This window comes from Streptomyces sp. NPDC002499 (assembly GCF_053595415.1).
In genome coordinates this window covers 278,266-295,117 of record NZ_JBSFXO010000006.1, presented here as the reverse complement: position 1 = coordinate 295,117, position 16,852 = coordinate 278,266, and the positions used below count along the sequence as shown (strand labels likewise).

Below are 16,852 nucleotides of genomic sequence, written 5' to 3'. Positions count from 1 at the left end.
TTGGGCAGGGGCGGGAGACAGTAGCGGGCCCGGTGTCAACAGCCCCGCGGCCAACCGGGGTTCACCTTTCGTTCAACCCGCGTCAGCGCTCCCGCACATGCGTGCCCCTAGCGTCACGTTCAAGCCAAGGGCATGCAAGGGGAGAGTAAAGTGCGCAAGCAGTTGCCGATCATCGGGATGCCGTCCGACTCGCACCCGGGAGGACGATCCTCCCTGACCTGTCGTTTCCGGTGTGGTGACGCCTGTTTCCACGAGGCGCCCAACACCAGCTCCAACGAGTACGTCGGTGACGTCATCGCCGGTGCCCTCGGTCGCCGTTCGATGATGCGGGCCGCCGCCGTCGTCACGGTCGCCGCCGCTGCCGGGACGGCCGGTGTGGTCGGGGCCCGGCCCGCGGAGGCCGCGGTGCGGGAGTCGTCCGCCGAATCCTCTAAAACGCACAAACCCCAGGGCAAAGCCGCGCGCGGACTGCGGTTCGGGGCCGTCGCTCCCAACACCGCCGACGCCGTCGTCGTCCCCGACGGATACGCGCAGAACGTCGTCATCCGCTGGGGCGAGCCCATCCTGCGCGGTGCCCCCGCCTTCGACCCGGAGAACCAGACGGCCGCCGCCCAGGCCGGGCAGTTCGGGTACAACAACGACTTTCTCGCCCTGTTGCCCGTTCCGGGTGAGCATCGGCGGCAGCTGCTCGTCGCCAACCACGAGTACACCGACGAGGTGTTGATGTTCCGCGGGTACGACCCCGCCAACCCCACCCGCAACCAGGTCGAGGTCGCCTGGGCCGCGCACGGGCTCGGTGTCGTGGTCGTCGAGGAGGACCGGCGGACCGGCGCCCTGCGTCCCGTGCCCCGGCACCACCTCAACCGGCGCGTCACCGTCACCACCGAGTTCAAGGTGACCGGGCCCGCCGCCGGCAGCGACCTGCTGAAGACCTCCGCCGACCCGACCGGCCGCAAGGTGCTCGGCACGCTCAACAACTGCTCCGGCGGGACCACCCCTTGGGGCACCACCCTGCACGGCGAGGAGAACTTCAACCAGTACTTCGCCAACGGGGCCCGCGCGACGGACAAGCGGTACGGGCTGGTCGCCGGGCCGACCGAGCGCAAGTGGGAACGCTTCGACAAGCGGTTCGACGTGCTCCAGGAACCCAACGAGTCGCACCGGTTCGGCTATGTCGTGGAGCTGGATCCGTACGACCCGACCTCCACGCCCCGCAAGCGCACCGCCCTCGGGCGCGTGAAGCACGAGGGCGCGACCGTGCGGCTCACCGACGACGGGCGTCCCGTCGTCTACACCGGTGACGACGAGCGGTTCGACTACTTCTACAAGTTCGTCGGCAGCAAGCGGATGAAGAAGGGGTCCTCCCGTGCCGCGCGTGAGCACAATCTCACGCTGCTCGACGAGGGGACCCTGTACGTCGCCAAGCTCACCGGCGACTCCCCCGCCCTCGAGATCGACGGGACCGGGAAGCTGCCCGCCGACGGGGAGTTCGACGGCAGCGGCGAGTGGATTCCGCTGGCCACCGCCACCGCCAAGGGTGCCGTCTCGCACGTCCAGGGGATGACGGCCGAGGAGGTGCTCGTCTTCACCCGGCTCGCCGGTGACAAGGTCGGCGCGACCAAGATGGACCGGCCCGAGGACATCGAGCCCAACCCGCACACCGGCAAGGTGTACGTCGCCCTCACCAACAACACCAACCGCGGTGTCGGTGCGAACGCCCCCGTCGACGAGGCCAACCCGCGCAACGCCAACAAGCACGGGCACATCCTGGAGCTGACCGAGCGTCACAACCGCGCCGACAGTACGAAGTTCGCCTGGTCCCTGTTCCTCGTCGCCGGTGACCCGAAGGATCCCGCGACTTATTTCGCGGGTTTCCCCAAGGACGACGTCAGCCCGATCTCCTGCCCGGACAACGTGGCCTTCGACCCGCACGGCAACCTGTGGATCTCCACCGACGGTGCCCAACTCGGCTCCCACGACGGCCTGTTCGGCGTGGCGACCAAGGGGCCGCGGCGCGGTGAGCTCAAGCAGTTCCTGACCGTGCCGAACGGCGCCGAGACCTGTGGTCCGCTCGTGCAGGACCGGCGGGTGCTGGTGGCCGTGCAGCACCCGGGCGAGATCGCCGGCGCGACCGTCGAGAGCCCGGCGAGCGTCTGGCCCGACGGCCCCGGCAGGATCGTGCGCCCGGCTGTCGTCGCCGTGTGGCGCAAGGACGGGTGCGACATCGGCGTCTGATCCGGACGACAGCCCCTACGGGAGGGCTGGGGCGGGCTCGGGTCTGGGGTCCCCGCCGTCGGGCGTAGGTCTCATACTTTTGCCCTCGGGCGTGGGTCTTCCACCCTCGCGATCCAGCCACTCCCGGTACGCCGGTGCCTCCAGGGCCGCCTCCCAGTACGCCTCGCGCAGGGCCGGCAATGCGCCGTCCAGGTCCGTCTCCGTGCGGGCCGCGAGCAGGAGCCGTACGCCCAAGGGGTCGCCGTGCAGGCGGCGTACGGCCATGTCGGGGCGGGGGAGGCAGGACGGCTGGCAGACGGTGACGACCTCGCCGGTGTCCACCAGGGCGGCGGCCGTGTGGTAATCGCCGTGCAGGACATGGGGGTTGATGCCCGCCGTGCGGAACATGTGCTGCACGGCGTCCCACTCGCCGTCCACCGTGGGGTCGATCATCCAGCGGTCCCGGGCCAGTTCGGAGACGTGCACCGAGGCGTGCGCGGTGGCCGGGTGGCCGGCGGGCAGGGAGACGAACTGCGGTTCGCGCTCGATCAGGACGCGCAGCGGCAGGCCCTCGGGGATGCGCAGCGGGGAGCCCTCGACCTCGTGCACGAAGGCGACGTCGAGCTGGCCGTCGGCGACCATGCGCAGCAGGGCGTTCGGGGAGACGTTCATGTGCAGGGTGGGGTCCTGGCCGTGGGCGCGCAGGCGGCGCAGCCAGCCCGCCAGGGCGCGGCTCGCGGTGGAGCCGACGCGCAGTTCCTGGCCGCCCGTCGCGGCGGCCCGGGCCTCGCTGACCAGGGAGCGCATTTCGGCCACCAGCGGGCGGGCGCGGCTGAGTACCAGACGGCCCAGCGGAGTGGGCCGGCAGCCGGTGCGGGCCCGGACGAAGAGCGGGCCGCCCAGCTCCTGTTCGATCCGGCGCAGCTGGGTGCTCAACGACGGCTGGGCGACACCCAGTTGGCGGGCAGCCCGGTGCAGGCTGCCGGTGTCGGCTATGGCGCACAGTGCACGGAGGTGCCTCACCTCTAGGTCCATGCAAACGGAGCGTAAAGCGGAAGCAGACGTTTCACCAGACGCACAAATCCCGCCCGGTACACACGAATTGGGCTCCCGATAGGGCGGTGCTATCGCCGACTGCCATCATCACAGCCGGGCCACAGGCGCAGAAACTCCTCGGTGACGAGACTCACCCCCACCTAGGAGTCCTCGATGAACAAGTCCCTTTCCCTGCATGCCCGTTCCGCGGTCGCGACCGGTATCGGTCTCGCGGTCCTCGGTCTCGGTACGGCGGTTCCGGCCGCCGCCGCCACGGCCTCGGCGCCCGCCCCGCAGGTCAGCGGCTCCGGCTACTCGGCCTACACCGGCTCCGCCGCCGAGTCCGACGCCAGCCGGGCCTTCTTCCAGGCGGTCCTGAAGTCGGTCGCCGAGAAGCGCGCCGCCAACCCGACCAGCGCGGCGGCCGTCACGGTGATCTACGACGCTTCCCGCGCGCCCACCTTCGCCACCCAGATAGCCCGCTCCACCGCGATCTGGAACGGCGCGGTGACGAACGTGAGACTCCAGTCAGGGTCCGCGTCCAGCGCCAACTTCAGCTACCGCGAGGGCAACGACTCCCGTGGCTCCTTCGCCTCCACCGACGGCCACGGGCGCGGGTACGTCTTCCTCGACTACCGGCAGAACCAGCAGTACGACTCGACCCGCGTCACCGCCCACGAGACCGGGCACGTGCTCGGTCTGCCCGACCACTACACGGGCCCGTGCAGCGAGCTGATGTCCGGCGGCGGCCCCGGCACGTCCTGCACCAACTCCAACCCCAACGCCGCCGAGCGGGCCCGGGTGAACCAACTGTGGGCGAACGGCCTCGCCGCCGCCCTCGACCAGGCCGCGAGCGACAAGTCCCTCCAGAAGTCCGGGCGTTAGGACCTAACGCCGGGTACCGACCACCCAGCACTCACCACCCCCCACCAGGTGCGGGCCGCCTTCTGCACGAGGCGGCCCGCACCCATCTGTGCCGCCGGGAGCGGGTTGGTCTGCGGACGTCAGTGCGGCGAGGCGATGGCCCGGGCCGCCGCCACCTCCTGGCGCAGCGGCTCCAGCACGCTCCCGGCCGGCCCGGTGAGGTCGGTGCGGACCTCCACCAGCACCTCGGACTCCCGTACGCCGTCCGCCAACTCCCGCAGCTGAAGCGTCACTTGGTGGATCTCTCCCGCGGACGGCGGAGCCGCTCCGTGGCGCACCCGCACCCGGGCCGCCGTCGTCGCGTCCACGATCCGTTCCACGGCGACGACCAGCGGCCACCAGGCGGCGGCCCGGCGGCCGGTCGGCGGGGGTTCGGTCAGAGCGCGCTGGAACTCGGTGCGGATGACGGACAGATCGCGGTAGAGACGGCGCCGCATCCGGGCCCGCGCGGCCGGTTCGGTGTCGTCGCCGAACGCGGACTCGACGTAGCGCGCGGTGTCGGTGACCGCGTCCGCGAGGCGGTCGCCGACGCGGGTGTGCCAGCTCTCCGGCCACAGCAGATAGCCGGCGACCAGGGCGATGCCGCAGCCCATGAGGGAGTCGAGCAGGCGGGGCAGGAGCAGGGCGGTGCCCTGGTGGTTGAGGACGTCGGACAGGAGCAGGATCACCGGGGTGATGGCGGCGGTCTGATAGCCGTAGCCGCGGGGTGTGAGGAGCGGGATCAAGGGGGCCAGGCAGAGCAGGACCGCCACGTCCCACCAACCGCGCGGCACCTGTGAGAGCACCGCCGCAGCGACGAGCAGGCCGGCCACCGTGCCGAGGGCGCGCAGCAGGGCGCGGGAGAAGACGGAGCCGAAGTCCGGCTTCATCACGAAGGTGATGGTGAGCGCGACCCAGTACGAGCGCGGCACGGGCACGATCGAGACCAGGGCCTGGGCGATGCCGATGCACAGGGCCAGGCGCAGTCCGTAGCGCCAGGAGGCGGCGGAGAGGGTGACGTTGCGCAGGGCGCGGGCGGTGCGGATGCCGAGGGCGGCGGGCCGGCCGAGGCGGTCGTCGATGCCGCGCGGGTCGACGTCGGGCCGGGCGACGACCTCGGCCGCGTGGCGCAGGGCGTGGTCGACGGCGCGGGCGGTCTCCGAGGCGGGCGCCGGGAGCCTGAGCCCTGTCGGCCCGGTGTAGCCGGTCTCCACGGCGTGCGCGAGGTGGCGTACCGCTTCCGGGATCTCGGCCGGCATGGGGATGCCGGCGAGATGGGCGGCGGGGGCGGCCTCCACGACCGGGGTGATGGCGTTCAGCTGGGCCAGCAGCCGGGTCAGTTCGGTGCTGCGGCCGTGGTGGCGGGCGCGCCGGGCCAGGATGAGGTCGTAGGACTGGTTGAGGGACTGGGTGACGGCGTGCCGGGCCTCGTCGTACTCCTCCCGCCCGCAGGCCGCCATCAGTTCGGCCACCTGCCGGTAGGTCCCGCCGACCGCCGCCCGCTCCGGCACCCCCGACCTGAGCGGCCAGGCGAGCAGCGCGAGGAGCAGCACCAGCAGCCCGCCGCCGGACATCAGCAGCGGCGCCAGCCACCACGCGCCGGGCAGTGGCAGGCCCGCGCCGATCACGCAGTTCAGGAGCAGCAGCAGTCCGGATACGGAGGCGACCGCGCCGATCGTCGAGATCATTCCGGAGGCGAGCGCGACGGCGGTGACGGCGGCGACCGCGAGCCAGCCGTGCCCCTCGACCAGGGCGCCCAGGGTCACGCCGATCGCGCCGAAGAGCTGCGGGATCGCGATCTTCAGCAGCCGCATCCGGTACGCGTCGGCGGTGTCGCTGATCACGCCGGACAGGGCGCCCATGGAGGCGAGCGCGCCGTACGCCGCGTGGTCGGCGGCGAGGCCGATCAGCAGGGGCAGGGCCATCGCGATCGCGGCGCGGGCCACGGCGGGGCGGTTGACGGGGGTCTGCTGGGCTCGGAGGTTCCGCACCAGCCAGTCGGGAGGGGTGAGGCCGATGGGGAACTCGCGGGGCATGCGCCCATTATGGGCACCCCGCCCAGGGTCAACCGCGCTGGTGGAGCGTGATGTCGACGACCAGGGCCCGGTGGTCGGTGTCGGCCAGCGTGAGGAAACGGGCACGGCTCGCGGAGAAGTCCCGGGAGACCAGGACGTGGTCGATCTGCGCGCCGATCACCCCGGCCGTGCGGGACGGCCAGCTCGGCGTGCGGTCGTGACCGGCGAGCCGGGCCGCGTCGCGCAGCCCGGCGCCCAGGATGTCGCGGAACGCCGCGTGGTCCTGTGAGGCGTTGAAGTCCCCGGCCAGGATGGTCGGTGCGTCCCGGTCGGCGGCGGCCACGTCCCGCAACCGGCCCAACTCCCGTTGCCAGACGTCCACCTGGCCGGGCAGCGGGGGCATCGGGTGCGCGAGCTGGAGCCGTACGGACGCGCCGCGCACGTCGACGACGGCTCCGGGCATGCCCATCGTGCCGGCGACTCCGTCGGTCGCGCGCAGGGGAAAACGGCTGAGGATGATCGACCCCTCCGAGCCGCCCGCCCGGACGGCCTGACGGTAGGGGTACTCGGTGGCGAAGGCGTCCTCCAGGGTGTCCTGGCAGGTGTACTCGCACTCCTCCACGAACACGATGTCCGGCCGCTCGCGGTGCAGGACGGGGACGAGGGAGGGGGCGCCGCGGCCGAACTCCACGTTCGAGGTGAGCACCTTGAGCTGGGCGATGGGCGTTCCGTCGGGCTCGTCGCCGCTGCCGTACGGCTCGATGAACCACGCCAGTAGTCCGAGCAGGACGATCCCCCACACCAGCCCGGTCCGCCAGCGCGCCAGCAGCGCGAGCAGCAGGGCGAATCCGGTGGGGGCGAGCAGCCAGGGGAGGAAGGCGAGGATCTGGGGGACGGGGGTGAAGCCGTCGCTGTCGAGGAGACGACAGCCGACGATCAGGCTCAGTGCGGCGAACAGTACGGCGGCGGGCCACAGTCCGGCACGCGGCACCCGGCGTCGACGCTCGCCGTCACGGGGGCTGCCGCCCCTGTCCCCCCGCTTCGGCCTGAACGGCCTCGTCCTCGAGCGCCGGACGGGCTGAATGGTCACTCGCCCGACATTACGGGCACGTGCCGATCCGCGCCAGGAACTTCCCCAACGCCTCGTCGAACTCCGCCGGTCGCTCCAGGTTCGGCAGATGCGCCGCCCGTTCGATCACCCGCAACGTCGAGTCGGGCAGCGCCGCGTGCATCGCCTCGGCGTCCGAGACCGGGGTGTACTCGTCGTCGGCGCCCACGACGACCAGGGCCGGGACGGTGACCCGGGTGAGCAGGTCGCGGTAGTCGGGGCGGGCGGCCCGGGCGCGCAGGGCGGCCGCGGCGGCCTGTGGCGCGGTGCCCGTCATCATGCGGTGCACATGCGCCTTGACCTCGGCGTCGGCGTACGGCGCCACCATCTTCTCCAGCACCTCGTCGGCGTACCCGCGCATGCCCTCCCGCAGCAGCCGGTCCGCCATGGCGTGCCGTGCGCGGACGCCCTCGGGGGTCTCGGCGGCGGGGAAGGTGTCGGCGAGGACCAGGCCCCGGACGCGGTCCGGGAACCGCCGGTAGCAGTCCATGACGATCTGGCCGCCCATGGAGAGACCGCCCAGCACGCACGTCTCCACGTCCGACGCGTCCAGCAGCGCCTCGATGTCCTGCGCGAACTGTTCGAAGGCCGTGATCCCGGGGGACGGCGGGGAGGCGCCGTAGCCGCGCAGGTCGGGGGCGAGGACGCGGCGGGTGGCGGAGAAGGCGGTGAGCTGCGGGCGCCACATCGTGTGGTCGAAGGGGTGACCGTGGATGAGGACGAGCGGGATCGGCGGCATGTGATCGACGGTAGGCAGGGGCAACTCCTCGGTGCAATAAAATCTTTGCCCTCGGTGCAATGGGGAGAACGGGAGGGGTTCCGAGCAATGACGGGAACGGGTGGGGCTCCGATGGGACGACCGCACGACTTCCGCGCGATCGCCGACCGCATAGGCGCCGACATCGCCGCCGGACGGCTCCGCCCGGGCGAACGGCTGCCCCCGCAGCGGGCGTTCGCGCGCCGGCACGGGATCGCCGCCTCGACGGCGGAGCGGGCGTACGGCGAACTCGTGCGGCGCGGGCTGGTGGTGGGCGAGGTCGGCCGCGGCACCTTCGTACGGGCCGCCGCCCCGCAGCCGACCGGGCGCGCGCTCACGGAGCCGGCCGCCGAGGAACCGGTCGGCCTGATGCCCGACGATCCGTCCGCGCCGGCCGACCTGGAACTCAACCTCCCTTCCGCACCGGTCAACCTGGAGCTCAACTACCCGTCCGTGCCCGGTCAGTCGGAGCTGCTCGCGCCCGCCCTCGCCCCGCTCCTGCGCCCCGACGTCCTGACCGAGGCCCTCCGCCCGGCCCCGGTCACCGGCACCGCGTCCGCCCGCGAGGCGGCATCCGATCTGCTCGCCGTCCCCGGTTGGCGCCCCGACCCCGCGGGCCTCCTCTTCACCGGCAACGCCCGCCAGGCCATCGCCGCAGCCCTCGCCTCACTCGTCCGCCCAGGCGGCCGGGTCGGCGTCGAGGAGTTGACGTATCCGCTGGTCAAGGAGATCGCGGGACGGCTGGGCTGCACGCTGGTGCCGTTGCCGGGCGACGCGGACGGGCCGCTCCCGGACGCACTTGCGGCCACCCACCGCACGGCCCCCCTCTCCGCGCTCTATCTCCAGCCGACGCTGCACAATCCGACGGCACGGTCGATGAGCGTCGGGAGGCGACGCGAACTGGCGGAAGCAGTAAGGGGCTTGGCCATCCCCGTCGTGGAGGACCGCATCTGGTCCTTTCTCGACGCGGCGACCGGCACCGCCCCCTTCGCCGCCCACGCGCCCGAACTCACCCATGTCGTCGACGGGTTGTCCAAGCGGGTCGCGCCCGGGCTCACCGTCGGCTTTCTCGTCGTACCGCCGCGGCGGGTGGAGACGGTGGCGGCGGCCGTGCGGTCCGGGGGATGGAGTGCGGGGCGGTTCGCGCTGGAGGCGGGCGTGCGGTGGATCGGGGACGGGACGGTGGCGCGGCTGGTCGCGGCGAAGCGGGCGGACGCGGTGCGTCGGCAGGGGGTGCTGGCCGAGGTGCTCGACGGGTTCCGGGTGCGGTCGGATCCGCGGGCCTATTTCGCCTGGTGGGAGCTGCCGGCCCCGTGGCGTGCGGACACCTTCACGGCGGCCGCGGCGGCCCACGGCATCGCCGTCACCCCGGGTTCCGCCTTCGCCGTCGATCCGCGCCGCACACCGGACGCGGTCAGGCTTGGACTCGGGTCGGCCCGTTTGCCGGATCTGGAGCGGGCGTTGCGGGTGCTCGGCGACGTCGTACGAGGTGCAGGACGAGGTGTCCCCAGCGGGCCGTCAGCCAGGTGGTCACCGCGACCGTGAGGCCCAACGCGAGGAGGAGCCAGGCGGTTTGGCGGAGGGTCGTGGTGAGGGCGTCGTAGATCGCCGCCGCCGCGGGACGGTGGGTCTCGTCGGGGAGGTCGGTGAGCGTGAGGTGGCGGCCCAGGGCGACGGCGAGGCCCAGGGCGGCGCCGCCCAGCGCCGTGCCGAGGGCGGTCGCGGTGAGGGCGCGGCGGCGGCAGGCGGCGAGCGCGATGCCGGCCACGGCGAAGACGACGGCCGCCAACGGCAGCCAGAAACCGGCGACTTCCAGCACGTGGAAACCCTTTCGGAACCGGTCCACTTCCTGGGCCGGGAGGACGGCGACTCGGGTGTGTTCGACGGGGATGTCGGCGGCCAACGGCACGTGGTCGACAGTCAGTTGGGCCTTCAGTCGGGCGGTGACCGGAGCGAGGTCGACGGTCACGTCCTCGTGGTCCGTCCTGTCGCGCAGCGCGGTCAGCACCGCGTCGTGGACGGCCCGGTTGCCGGTGTCCCAGGCCGTGCGGAAGGCCTCGGTCGTGGTGAACGAACGGACCGCGGACCGTACGAAGGGGCGGGCGGCGGCGGGCAGGGGGCCTGTGTCGGTCCGGTCGTCGACCTCGTGCATGATTCCGGCCCCGACGGAGTCCACGACGGCGTCCCGCACCGCGGGGTCCTTGGCCAGCGGCGCCATCGTGGTGACGTACCGGCCGGTGTCGGCGAGCCCGTACGCCGCCCAGGCCGCCAGCGCGCCGAACGGCGCGAGGACGCACGCGAGGGTGAGCAGAGCGGCCGCCAGGGCGCTCCTGGGACGGGAGGGCACCCTCTCAGGCAAAACGGTCGAGGGTGGGGGCGCGAGCGGGGTGACTCCATCTGGGCGCACGCTGCCAGTCGAACGGGCGCTGTGCGTCGGAAACCGTGGCGGAGCTGGGCATTCCGCTCTCCGGTGGAGGGTTCACCCGAACGGGTGTTTCCTGGTGCTGGGGAGAAGGAGGCCGATCCATGCGCACCACTCCGGCCCTGCGGACCCTGGCCGCGGTACTGCTCACCGGTGGCACCCTCGTCGCCGCGGCGGCGGGCACCTCGGCTGCAGCCGCTGCCCCGCCGACGTACGCCGACGGTCATGGCGGCGGTGGCGGATCCGGCGGTCCGATCTGGGGCACCATCGTCTCCCGCTCCGCACTGAACGTGCGGTCGGGTCCCACCGTCAACTCCTCCGTCGTCGACCAGCTCTCGCCGGGCAGTCAGGACCGTGTCGAGTGCATGGTCCAGGGCCAGAGCGTCAACGGAAACCCGTACTGGTACTGGCTCGTCGGCGCCCAGGGCTGGGCGAGCGCCGCCTTCGTGGACACCAACGGGCAATGGGTGCCGACCTGCGCGGACCCGTGTCCGCAGTGGCGGGACGGCAACTGGTCCAACGCCAATTGGAACGACCCGAACTGGAACGACGGCTCCTGGGCCACGTCGAGTTCCGGGTCCTGGAGCGCCTCGGGTTCGTGGAGCTTCAGCGCCTCCGGATCCTCGTCGTCGGCCTGGGACTGGCTGCCTTGGTGACGCTGCCTCGGTGAGGTGAGGGAAACCGAGGGAGAGCACGAGAGACCGAGGGAGTCGGAGAACGCGTGGGCCCCGGCGGATCCATCCGCCGGGGCCCACGCGTGTGCGGTGCCGTCCGTCAGCGCAGGCGGTTTCCCTCGCCGTCCTCGCGCGTGTAGTAGCGGTAGAAGAAGACACCGAAGACGGCCGCCGTGACGACGATGCCCAGCGCCACCGAGCGGTAGATCGACTCGCCGGTCTGGCTGTAGAGGAAGCCGACCGCGGCGCCCGCGAAGCCGGACTTCACCAGCGAGTGCAGTTCGCGCTTGAGCAGCGGGGCGAAGGTCGCGACCGCGAGGCACAGCACGATGAACGCGGCCGCGCTGACGAAGCCGAACAGGATGTTCCAGCCGGTGATCTCGCCGCCGCCGCGCCGGTTCGCGGCGGCCCAGTAGCCGAAGACGAGTCCGAGGATCACCGGGATCCCGTAGCGCGCCGCCCGGTGCACGCGGTCGTCGAAGATGTCGGGTGTATGGATGGGCCGGGTCGTCCGGCCCGCGAACCGGCTGCCGGTCCTGCCGCGCATTCCGCCGGGCGTGGGTGCCGCTTGAGCCATGAGAGTGCTCCTCTCTCTCCTCGCCCCCGACTTCCAGAGCACACCTGGAAAAGGGAGCTGGCAAGTCGTCGTGCCCGGATGCGGGCGGTGGGGGCGCGTGTTTCGCTGGGCCGCATGAGACGGGCCGGGGCTCGGCGCGGTGACCCGGCCGCCCGGCATCAGATGCTGCGGGTGCGAGGGCGCAGTGTGGCCTGGGTGCCGCCGCTGGTGCTGCTGCTCGCGATCGCCGCCGTGGACTGGAACACCACCGGCGAGTTCCGGGTCATCTCCTGGATCGTGCTCGTGCCCGGGATCGCCGCCGCGATCTGCGGGGTGTGGGGCACCGCCGTCATGTCCGTGCTGGCCGTCCTCACCTACGTCGTGGTCGACAGCGCGTGGCCCGGCGAGTACCAGGCCGGCTGGCCCGACTTCGTGCTCGTTCTCGTCGGCGGCAGCCTCGCCACCCTCGCCTGCGTGGTCCGCGTCCGCGGTGAGCTCCGCATGCTGCACATCCGGGACGTCGCCGACACCACCCGCCGTACCGTCCTGCGCCCGCTGCCCCCGCACTGGGGCGGCCTCGAACACGCCGCCGTCTATCTCTCCTCCGACGTCGAGGCGCGGGTCGGCGGCGACTTCTACGACATCCAGCCCGGCCCGCACGGCACCCGCGTCCTCGTCGGTGACGTCCAGGGCAAGGGCCTGGGCGCGGTGGAGGCGGCGGCCGCGCTGCTGGGCACGTTCCGGGAGGCCGGGTACCACGAGGCGGACCTCGGCACGGTCGCCGAGCGGCTGGAGATCCGGATGCTGCGGCACCGACGCCGGAACGCGGCGCTCGGCCCGGACCGGGGGACGCCCGCGCCGGCGCGAGGGGCTCCCGACCGCCCGCTGGACGGCGACCGGTTCGCCACCGCCGCCCTGGTCGGCTTTCCCGCGGACGACCCGTGCGCCGTGGACGTGCTCCTTTTCGGCCACGAACCTCCGCTGCTCGTCGGTCCCGACGGGGTACGTCCCGTGCCGCCGGGCGACGGACTTCCGCTCGGGCTCGGTGAACTCGCCGTCGACGGGCCGCCGTCCGTGCGCCGGGTGCCGCTCGCGCCCGGCGAGACGCTGCTGCTCACCACCGACGGGGTGACCGAAGCGCGGGACGGGGACGGGGAGTTCTATCCACTGGCCGCCGACGTGGCCCGCGCCGTCGCGGCCGACCCGCGCACCGCCGAGCCCCGGCGGCTGGTGGCCTTCGTACGGGATCGCACCCTGCGCCACTGCGGCGGGCGGCTCGTCGACGACACCACGGTGTTCGCGGTGCGGCGCGACGGGGAACAGGGGGAACGGGGGGAAGGGGGGTAACGGGTGGTCGGAAGTGGACGTTTGCAGTCCTGAGACCCACCTTTGCAGCCGCAGCGGTTACGGTGCTGGCGTACGTGATCGTCGGGGGATGGGGAGGGAACGATGCCCGGAACCGTGCTGCTGCTGGCCGCTTCACCGGTCGGCAAGGGGTGCCTGGTGGACGCGGCCTCGGTGCTCCCCGTTCTCGCCGCGGTCCCGCCCGCCGTGCTGTCCGGCACGGACACGGCCAACGTCGTCGAGCTCGCCGACCCGTTGGAGCCGCAGGCCGTCCTGACCCGGCTGCGTGCCGCGGCGACCGCGCCGGGGCCGTTGACGCTCTTCGTCACCGGGCAGCTCCAACTCGACCGGCGGCAGCGGCTGCCGCACCTCGCGCTGGCCCGCACGACGCCGTCCACGGTCCGCTACACGGGTCTGCCCTGGCAGTGGATCCGTGAGGAGCTGCGGCTGCGGCCGCCCGGGGCGACGACGATTCTCTTCGATCTGCATGCGGACGTGGAGACGTGGGAGTGGTTGCGTTCGAGCCCGCTCGACTGCGGTCGCAACAACGCGGTGTACGGCCGTGTAGCACCGCCACCGGGTCGGCGGACCGTGGCTGTTCCTACGTACATGAAGGCTGTGGCGACGATTCTGCGCAGTGGGTTTCGGCCGCCGGTGGAGCAGCTGCATCAGCAGGCGTTGGCCCGGGTGGGCCCGGACGGCTTCGCCGACTTGCTGTTTTCTAGCGAGCCCGGTGTTGTGGGCGCCGTCCCTGGGGGCTCCGCCCCCAGACCCCCATATCGGCCTGAACGGCCTCGTCCTCAATCGCCGGACGGGCTGGAAAGTGAACGGAGTTACGGCGAAGCCGCCGATCCCGGCAGGGGCCCCGACCTCGGCAGAGTCCCCGATCCCGGCAGGGCCCCTGACCCTGGCAGGGTCCCCGATCCCGGCGAAGCCGCCGATCCCGGCGAAGCCGCCGCCCCCGGCAAATCCGCCGCCCCTGGCAAAGCCGCCGATCCCGGCAGGGGCCCCGACCTCGGCGGAGTCCCCGACCCTGGCGGGAGTCCCGCCCTCGGCAGGGGCCCCGATCCCGGCAAAGCCGTCGCCCCCAGCAAAGCCGCCGCCCCCGGCAGGAATCCCGATCTCGGCAGAGCCGCCGCCCCCGGCAGGGAGCCCGACCCCTACGCCGAGATCTCCGCCGCCGTCCAATCCGGCCGTCACCCCGACGCCGACGCCCTCGCCGCAACGCACGAGCAGCTTGCCGTGCGGGCGCATGGGCCCGGGTCCGAGGATGCGTTGCACTGGGCCGAAGTCCGGGCGGATCTGGCGATGTTCGCTGGGGATCCGGTGCGTAGTTGTCGGACCTGGCTGGCGGTGGCGGGGGCGCGGCTGACGGCTGGGTGGCCGGCTGATGCGCCGGATGTGGAGGCGGCTGTGGATCGGGCGCACCATCAGTGGGGGCAGGTCGTCGATCCGGTTGCCGCGCGGGAACTCGGTTCGGAGCTGGCCGACTTGAGGTCGCGGGTGCCGGGGCGGCGCGAGGGCGCGCTGGATCATGTGCAGCGTCAGCTGCGGCAGTTGCAGACGCAGAGCTAGGCGATCCTGGTCTAGGTGAGGTAGGTCAGCGCACCCGACACCAGCGTCCGTACGCCCGGTGCCACCGTCGACAGGTCCGGGGCGAAGTGCGGGCTGTGGTTGCTGGGGACGGCGTCGAACTTCTCCATCAGGTCCGTGCCGGGCGCCGCGTTCCAGGTCTCGGCCGGCGTGGAGGTCACGAACCAGTAGGAGTACGGGAGTTCGTCGAGGGCGAGGCGGGAGAAGTCCTCGCTGCCCATCGCCGGGCCGGGGTCGAAGACGGTGGCCGCGCCGAAGACCTCACGGTGGACGGCGGCCACGCGGTGGTCGGTGTCGGGGTCGTTGACGGTGACCGGGAACTCGTCGCCCAGGATCAGTTCGGGCTCGCGCGGGCAGCCCGCCGCACGGCACTCGCCCTCGGCGATCCGGCGGACCGCGGCGACCATCCGGTCCCGTACCGCCGGGGACTGGGTGCGGAGGTTGAGCCAGATCCGGGCGGTGGCCGGGATGATGTTCGGGGCCGTGCCCGCCTCGATGCGGCCCACGGTCAGGACGGCCGACTCGCGGGGCGCGATCTCCCGGCTGACGACCGTCTGGAGGCGGGTGACGATGTGCGCGGCCGTGACGATCGGGTCGACCGTCGTCTCCGGACGGGAGCCGTGGCCACCCTCGCCGTGCACCACGATCTCGACGTCCGTCGACGCCGACATGATCAGTCCGGGCACGTGCGCGTACAGGCCCGCCGGGCCCGGCGCCACATGCTGGCCGAGCAGCACGTCGGGGCGCGGGAAACGGTCGTAGAGCCCGTCCTCGATCATCGCGGCGGCGCCGCCCCCGGTCTCCTCGGCGGGCTGGCCGAGCACGAGGAGCGCGCCGGACCAGGTGTCGCGGCCCGCGGCCAGTGCGGCGGCGGCGCCCGCGAGCCAGGTGACGTGCAGGTCGTGGCCGCAGGCGTGCATCAGGCCCGGGGCGGTGGAGGCGTACGGCAGTCCGGTCCGTTCCTCGACCGGCAGCGCGTCCATGTCGGCGCGCAGGAGGACGGTCGGTCCGTCGCCGTTGCGCAGGAGGCCCACCACGCCGGTGCCGCCGATGCCCTCGGCCGTCTCGTAGCCGGCGGCGGTGAGGCGCTGGGCGAGCACGCCCGCCGTGCGGTGCTCCTTGAACGCCGGTTCCGGATGGCGGTGCAGGTCCCGGTAGAGGTCCTCCAGCGCCGGGACCGCGAGGTCGGCGGTGAGGTCCAGAGCGGTGCGCGCGGCGGCAGAGGTCATGCGGGCAGCGTATGGGGCCCGGATGTCACCCGCATGGGGGCGTTCGCGCGGCCGGAATCCGGTGGCGCTGCTATCCACGGAGGAGGGGGACGGTCACCACCGATTCCACCGAAGGAAGGCCCTGATGGCCACCACGCTCTCCATAGATTTCACGCAAGGCCTCAACGACGCCTGGTCGAAGGTCGCCCAGTTCGTGCCGAAGCTCATCGGCTTCCTGGTCGTACTGGCCATCGGCTGGTTCATCTCGAAGATGATCGCCCGCGTCCTGGACCGGGTGCTGCGCAAGGTCGGCTCGGAGCGACTGTCCGAACGGGCGGGCACGCAACGGCTGTTGAGCGACTCCAAGTACGACATGACAGGCATCGTCTGCAAGATCGTCTACTACGCGCTGATGCTGATCACCCTCCAGCTCGCGCTCGGCGTCTTCGGCACCAACCCGGTCTCCACGATGATCAACGGCATCGTCGCCTGGCTGCCGCGCGGCATCGTCGCGGTCGTCCTGATCGTGGTCGCCATGGCCATCGCGAACGCCGTGCGCTCCATCGTCACCGGCGCGCTGTCCTCGGTCTCCTACGGCCGCACGGTCGGCACCGTCATGTGGGCCTGCATCCTCGCCCTGGGCGTCATCGCCGCCCTCGGCCAGGCGGGCATCGCCACCACGGTCACCCAGCCCGTCCTCTACGCGGCCCTCGCGACCGGCGTCGGCATCCTGATCGTCGGTGTCGGCGGCGGCATGATCGGCCCGATGCGCCAGCGCTGGGAGCGCATGCTGACCACCGTCGAGACGGAGTCGACCCGCGCCAAGGGCAGCATGGCGGCCTACCAGGCGGGCCGCGAGGACGCCCTCGGCAACCAGCCGGTACGCGAGCGCACGGACCTGCGCGGCGGCGACATGGGCATGGGCGGCGGCGGTACGGACATGCGGGGCCCCGGCGGGATGTGACCCCGCCGGTCACCTGCGGGCGGCGGGCGGCTGTCGGTGCGCACGAGGAGGTGCGTGCC

13 protein-coding genes are annotated in these 16,852 nt (G+C 72.6%); 7 read left to right on the top strand and 6 right to left on the bottom strand.

Annotation, left to right across the window (positions count from 1 at the left end):
- Positions 1–150: 150 nt before the first annotated feature.
- Positions 151–2,235: a PhoX family protein gene (locus ACWD5F_RS18510; protein ID WP_451255537.1), complete on the top strand. Its 2,085-nt coding sequence runs from the start codon at positions 151–153 to the stop codon at positions 2,233–2,235.
- 15 nt (positions 2,236–2,250) lie between these two features.
- Here ACWD5F_RS18510 and ACWD5F_RS18505 read toward each other — a convergent pair whose 3' ends face one another.
- Positions 2,251–3,249 (bottom strand): LysR family transcriptional regulator, encoded by a 999-nt coding sequence (locus ACWD5F_RS18505; protein ID WP_451255535.1) that lies wholly within the window; start codon positions 3,247–3,249, stop codon positions 2,251–2,253.
- A gap of 174 nt (positions 3,250–3,423) precedes the next feature.
- Between ACWD5F_RS18505 and snpA the strand changes: the two genes are divergently transcribed.
- Positions 3,424–4,134, top strand: a complete 711-nt coding sequence (gene snpA, locus ACWD5F_RS18500; RefSeq protein ID WP_451255533.1) for a snapalysin — start codon at positions 3,424–3,426, stop codon at positions 4,132–4,134.
- Positions 4,135–4,253: 119 nt separating this feature from the next.
- Here snpA and ACWD5F_RS18495 read toward each other — a convergent pair whose 3' ends face one another.
- The 3 genes from ACWD5F_RS18495 to ACWD5F_RS18485 form a co-directional block, all read right to left on the bottom strand.
- Positions 4,254–6,188 (bottom strand): FUSC family protein, encoded by a 1,935-nt coding sequence (locus ACWD5F_RS18495; protein ID WP_451255531.1) that lies wholly within the window; start codon positions 6,186–6,188, stop codon positions 4,254–4,256.
- Between the two features lie 28 nt (positions 6,189–6,216).
- A complete protein-coding gene (locus ACWD5F_RS18490; protein ID WP_451255529.1) occupies positions 6,217–7,158 on the bottom strand; it encodes an endonuclease/exonuclease/phosphatase family protein in 942 nt (313 codons plus the stop codon).
- Positions 7,159–7,267: 109 nt separating this feature from the next.
- Positions 7,268–8,014, bottom strand: coding sequence for an alpha/beta fold hydrolase (locus ACWD5F_RS18485; RefSeq protein WP_451255527.1), 747 nt, complete (start codon positions 8,012–8,014; stop codon positions 7,268–7,270).
- 111 nt (positions 8,015–8,125) lie between these two features.
- Here ACWD5F_RS18485 and ACWD5F_RS18480 point away from each other — a divergent pair, with 111 nt between their 5' ends.
- Positions 8,126–9,577 (top strand): aminotransferase-like domain-containing protein, encoded by a 1,452-nt coding sequence (locus ACWD5F_RS18480; RefSeq protein ID WP_451255525.1) that lies wholly within the window; start codon positions 8,126–8,128, stop codon positions 9,575–9,577.
- Between the two features lie 981 nt (positions 9,578–10,558).
- Positions 10,559–11,110, top strand: coding sequence for an SH3 domain-containing protein (locus tag ACWD5F_RS18475; protein ID WP_451255523.1), 552 nt, complete (start codon positions 10,559–10,561; stop codon positions 11,108–11,110).
- A gap of 118 nt (positions 11,111–11,228) precedes the next feature.
- Here ACWD5F_RS18475 and ACWD5F_RS18470 read toward each other — a convergent pair whose 3' ends face one another.
- Entirely contained in the window at positions 11,229–11,705 is a 477-nt protein-coding gene (locus ACWD5F_RS18470) for a hypothetical protein (RefSeq protein ID WP_451255521.1), read from the bottom strand.
- A gap of 114 nt (positions 11,706–11,819) precedes the next feature.
- On the opposite strand from ACWD5F_RS18470, the gene ACWD5F_RS18465 reads away from it, so the two are divergent.
- Both ACWD5F_RS18465 and ACWD5F_RS18460 read left to right on the top strand, forming a co-directional pair.
- The gene (locus ACWD5F_RS18465) at positions 11,820–13,031 is read left to right on the top strand and encodes a PP2C family protein-serine/threonine phosphatase (RefSeq protein ID WP_451255519.1); all 1,212 of its coding nucleotides are present in this window, start codon (positions 11,820–11,822) and stop codon (positions 13,029–13,031) included.
- Positions 13,032–13,133: 102 nt separating this feature from the next.
- Complete coding sequence (locus tag ACWD5F_RS18460) at positions 13,134–14,603, top strand: hypothetical protein (RefSeq protein ID WP_451255517.1); 1,470 nt, start codon at positions 13,134–13,136, stop codon at positions 14,601–14,603.
- 11 nt (positions 14,604–14,614) lie between these two features.
- On the opposite strand, the gene ACWD5F_RS18455 is transcribed toward ACWD5F_RS18460, so the two are convergent.
- The gene (locus tag ACWD5F_RS18455) at positions 14,615–15,850 is read right to left on the bottom strand and encodes an amidohydrolase (protein ID WP_451255515.1); all 1,236 of its coding nucleotides are present in this window, start codon (positions 15,848–15,850) and stop codon (positions 14,615–14,617) included.
- A 124-nt stretch (positions 15,851–15,974) separates the two neighbouring features.
- Between ACWD5F_RS18455 and ACWD5F_RS18450 the strand changes: the two genes are divergently transcribed.
- The gene (locus tag ACWD5F_RS18450) at positions 15,975–16,793 is read left to right on the top strand and encodes a membrane protein (RefSeq protein ID WP_451255513.1); all 819 of its coding nucleotides are present in this window, start codon (positions 15,975–15,977) and stop codon (positions 16,791–16,793) included.
- Positions 16,794–16,852: the final 59 nt, after the last annotated feature.

What these genes read in the sequence shown, in the direction of transcription:
- ACWD5F_RS18495 (WP_451255531.1), bottom strand. Translation starts at nt 6,188, where the DNA reads ATGCCCCGCGAGTTCCCCATCGGCCTCACCCCTCCCGACTGGCTGGTG.
- ACWD5F_RS18450 (WP_451255513.1), top strand. Translation starts at nt 15,975, where the DNA reads ATGGCCACCACGCTCTCCATAGATTTCACGCAAGGCCTCAACGACGCC.
- ACWD5F_RS18465 (WP_451255519.1), top strand. Translation starts at nt 11,820, where the DNA reads ATGAGACGGGCCGGGGCTCGGCGCGGTGACCCGGCCGCCCGGCATCAG.
- ACWD5F_RS18460 (WP_451255517.1), top strand. Translation starts at nt 13,134, where the DNA reads ATGCCCGGAACCGTGCTGCTGCTGGCCGCTTCACCGGTCGGCAAGGGG.
- ACWD5F_RS18485 (WP_451255527.1), bottom strand. Translation starts at nt 8,014, where the DNA reads ATGCCGCCGATCCCGCTCGTCCTCATCCACGGTCACCCCTTCGACCAC.
- ACWD5F_RS18475 (WP_451255523.1), top strand. Translation starts at nt 10,559, where the DNA reads ATGCGCACCACTCCGGCCCTGCGGACCCTGGCCGCGGTACTGCTCACC.
- ACWD5F_RS18480 (WP_451255525.1), top strand. Translation starts at nt 8,126, where the DNA reads ATGGGACGACCGCACGACTTCCGCGCGATCGCCGACCGCATAGGCGCC.
- ACWD5F_RS18455 (WP_451255515.1), bottom strand. Translation starts at nt 15,850, where the DNA reads ATGACCTCTGCCGCCGCGCGCACCGCTCTGGACCTCACCGCCGACCTC.
- snpA (WP_451255533.1), top strand. Translation starts at nt 3,424, where the DNA reads ATGAACAAGTCCCTTTCCCTGCATGCCCGTTCCGCGGTCGCGACCGGT.
- ACWD5F_RS18505 (WP_451255535.1), bottom strand. Translation starts at nt 3,249, where the DNA reads ATGGACCTAGAGGTGAGGCACCTCCGTGCACTGTGCGCCATAGCCGAC.
- ACWD5F_RS18470 (WP_451255521.1), bottom strand. Translation starts at nt 11,705, where the DNA reads ATGGCTCAAGCGGCACCCACGCCCGGCGGAATGCGCGGCAGGACCGGC.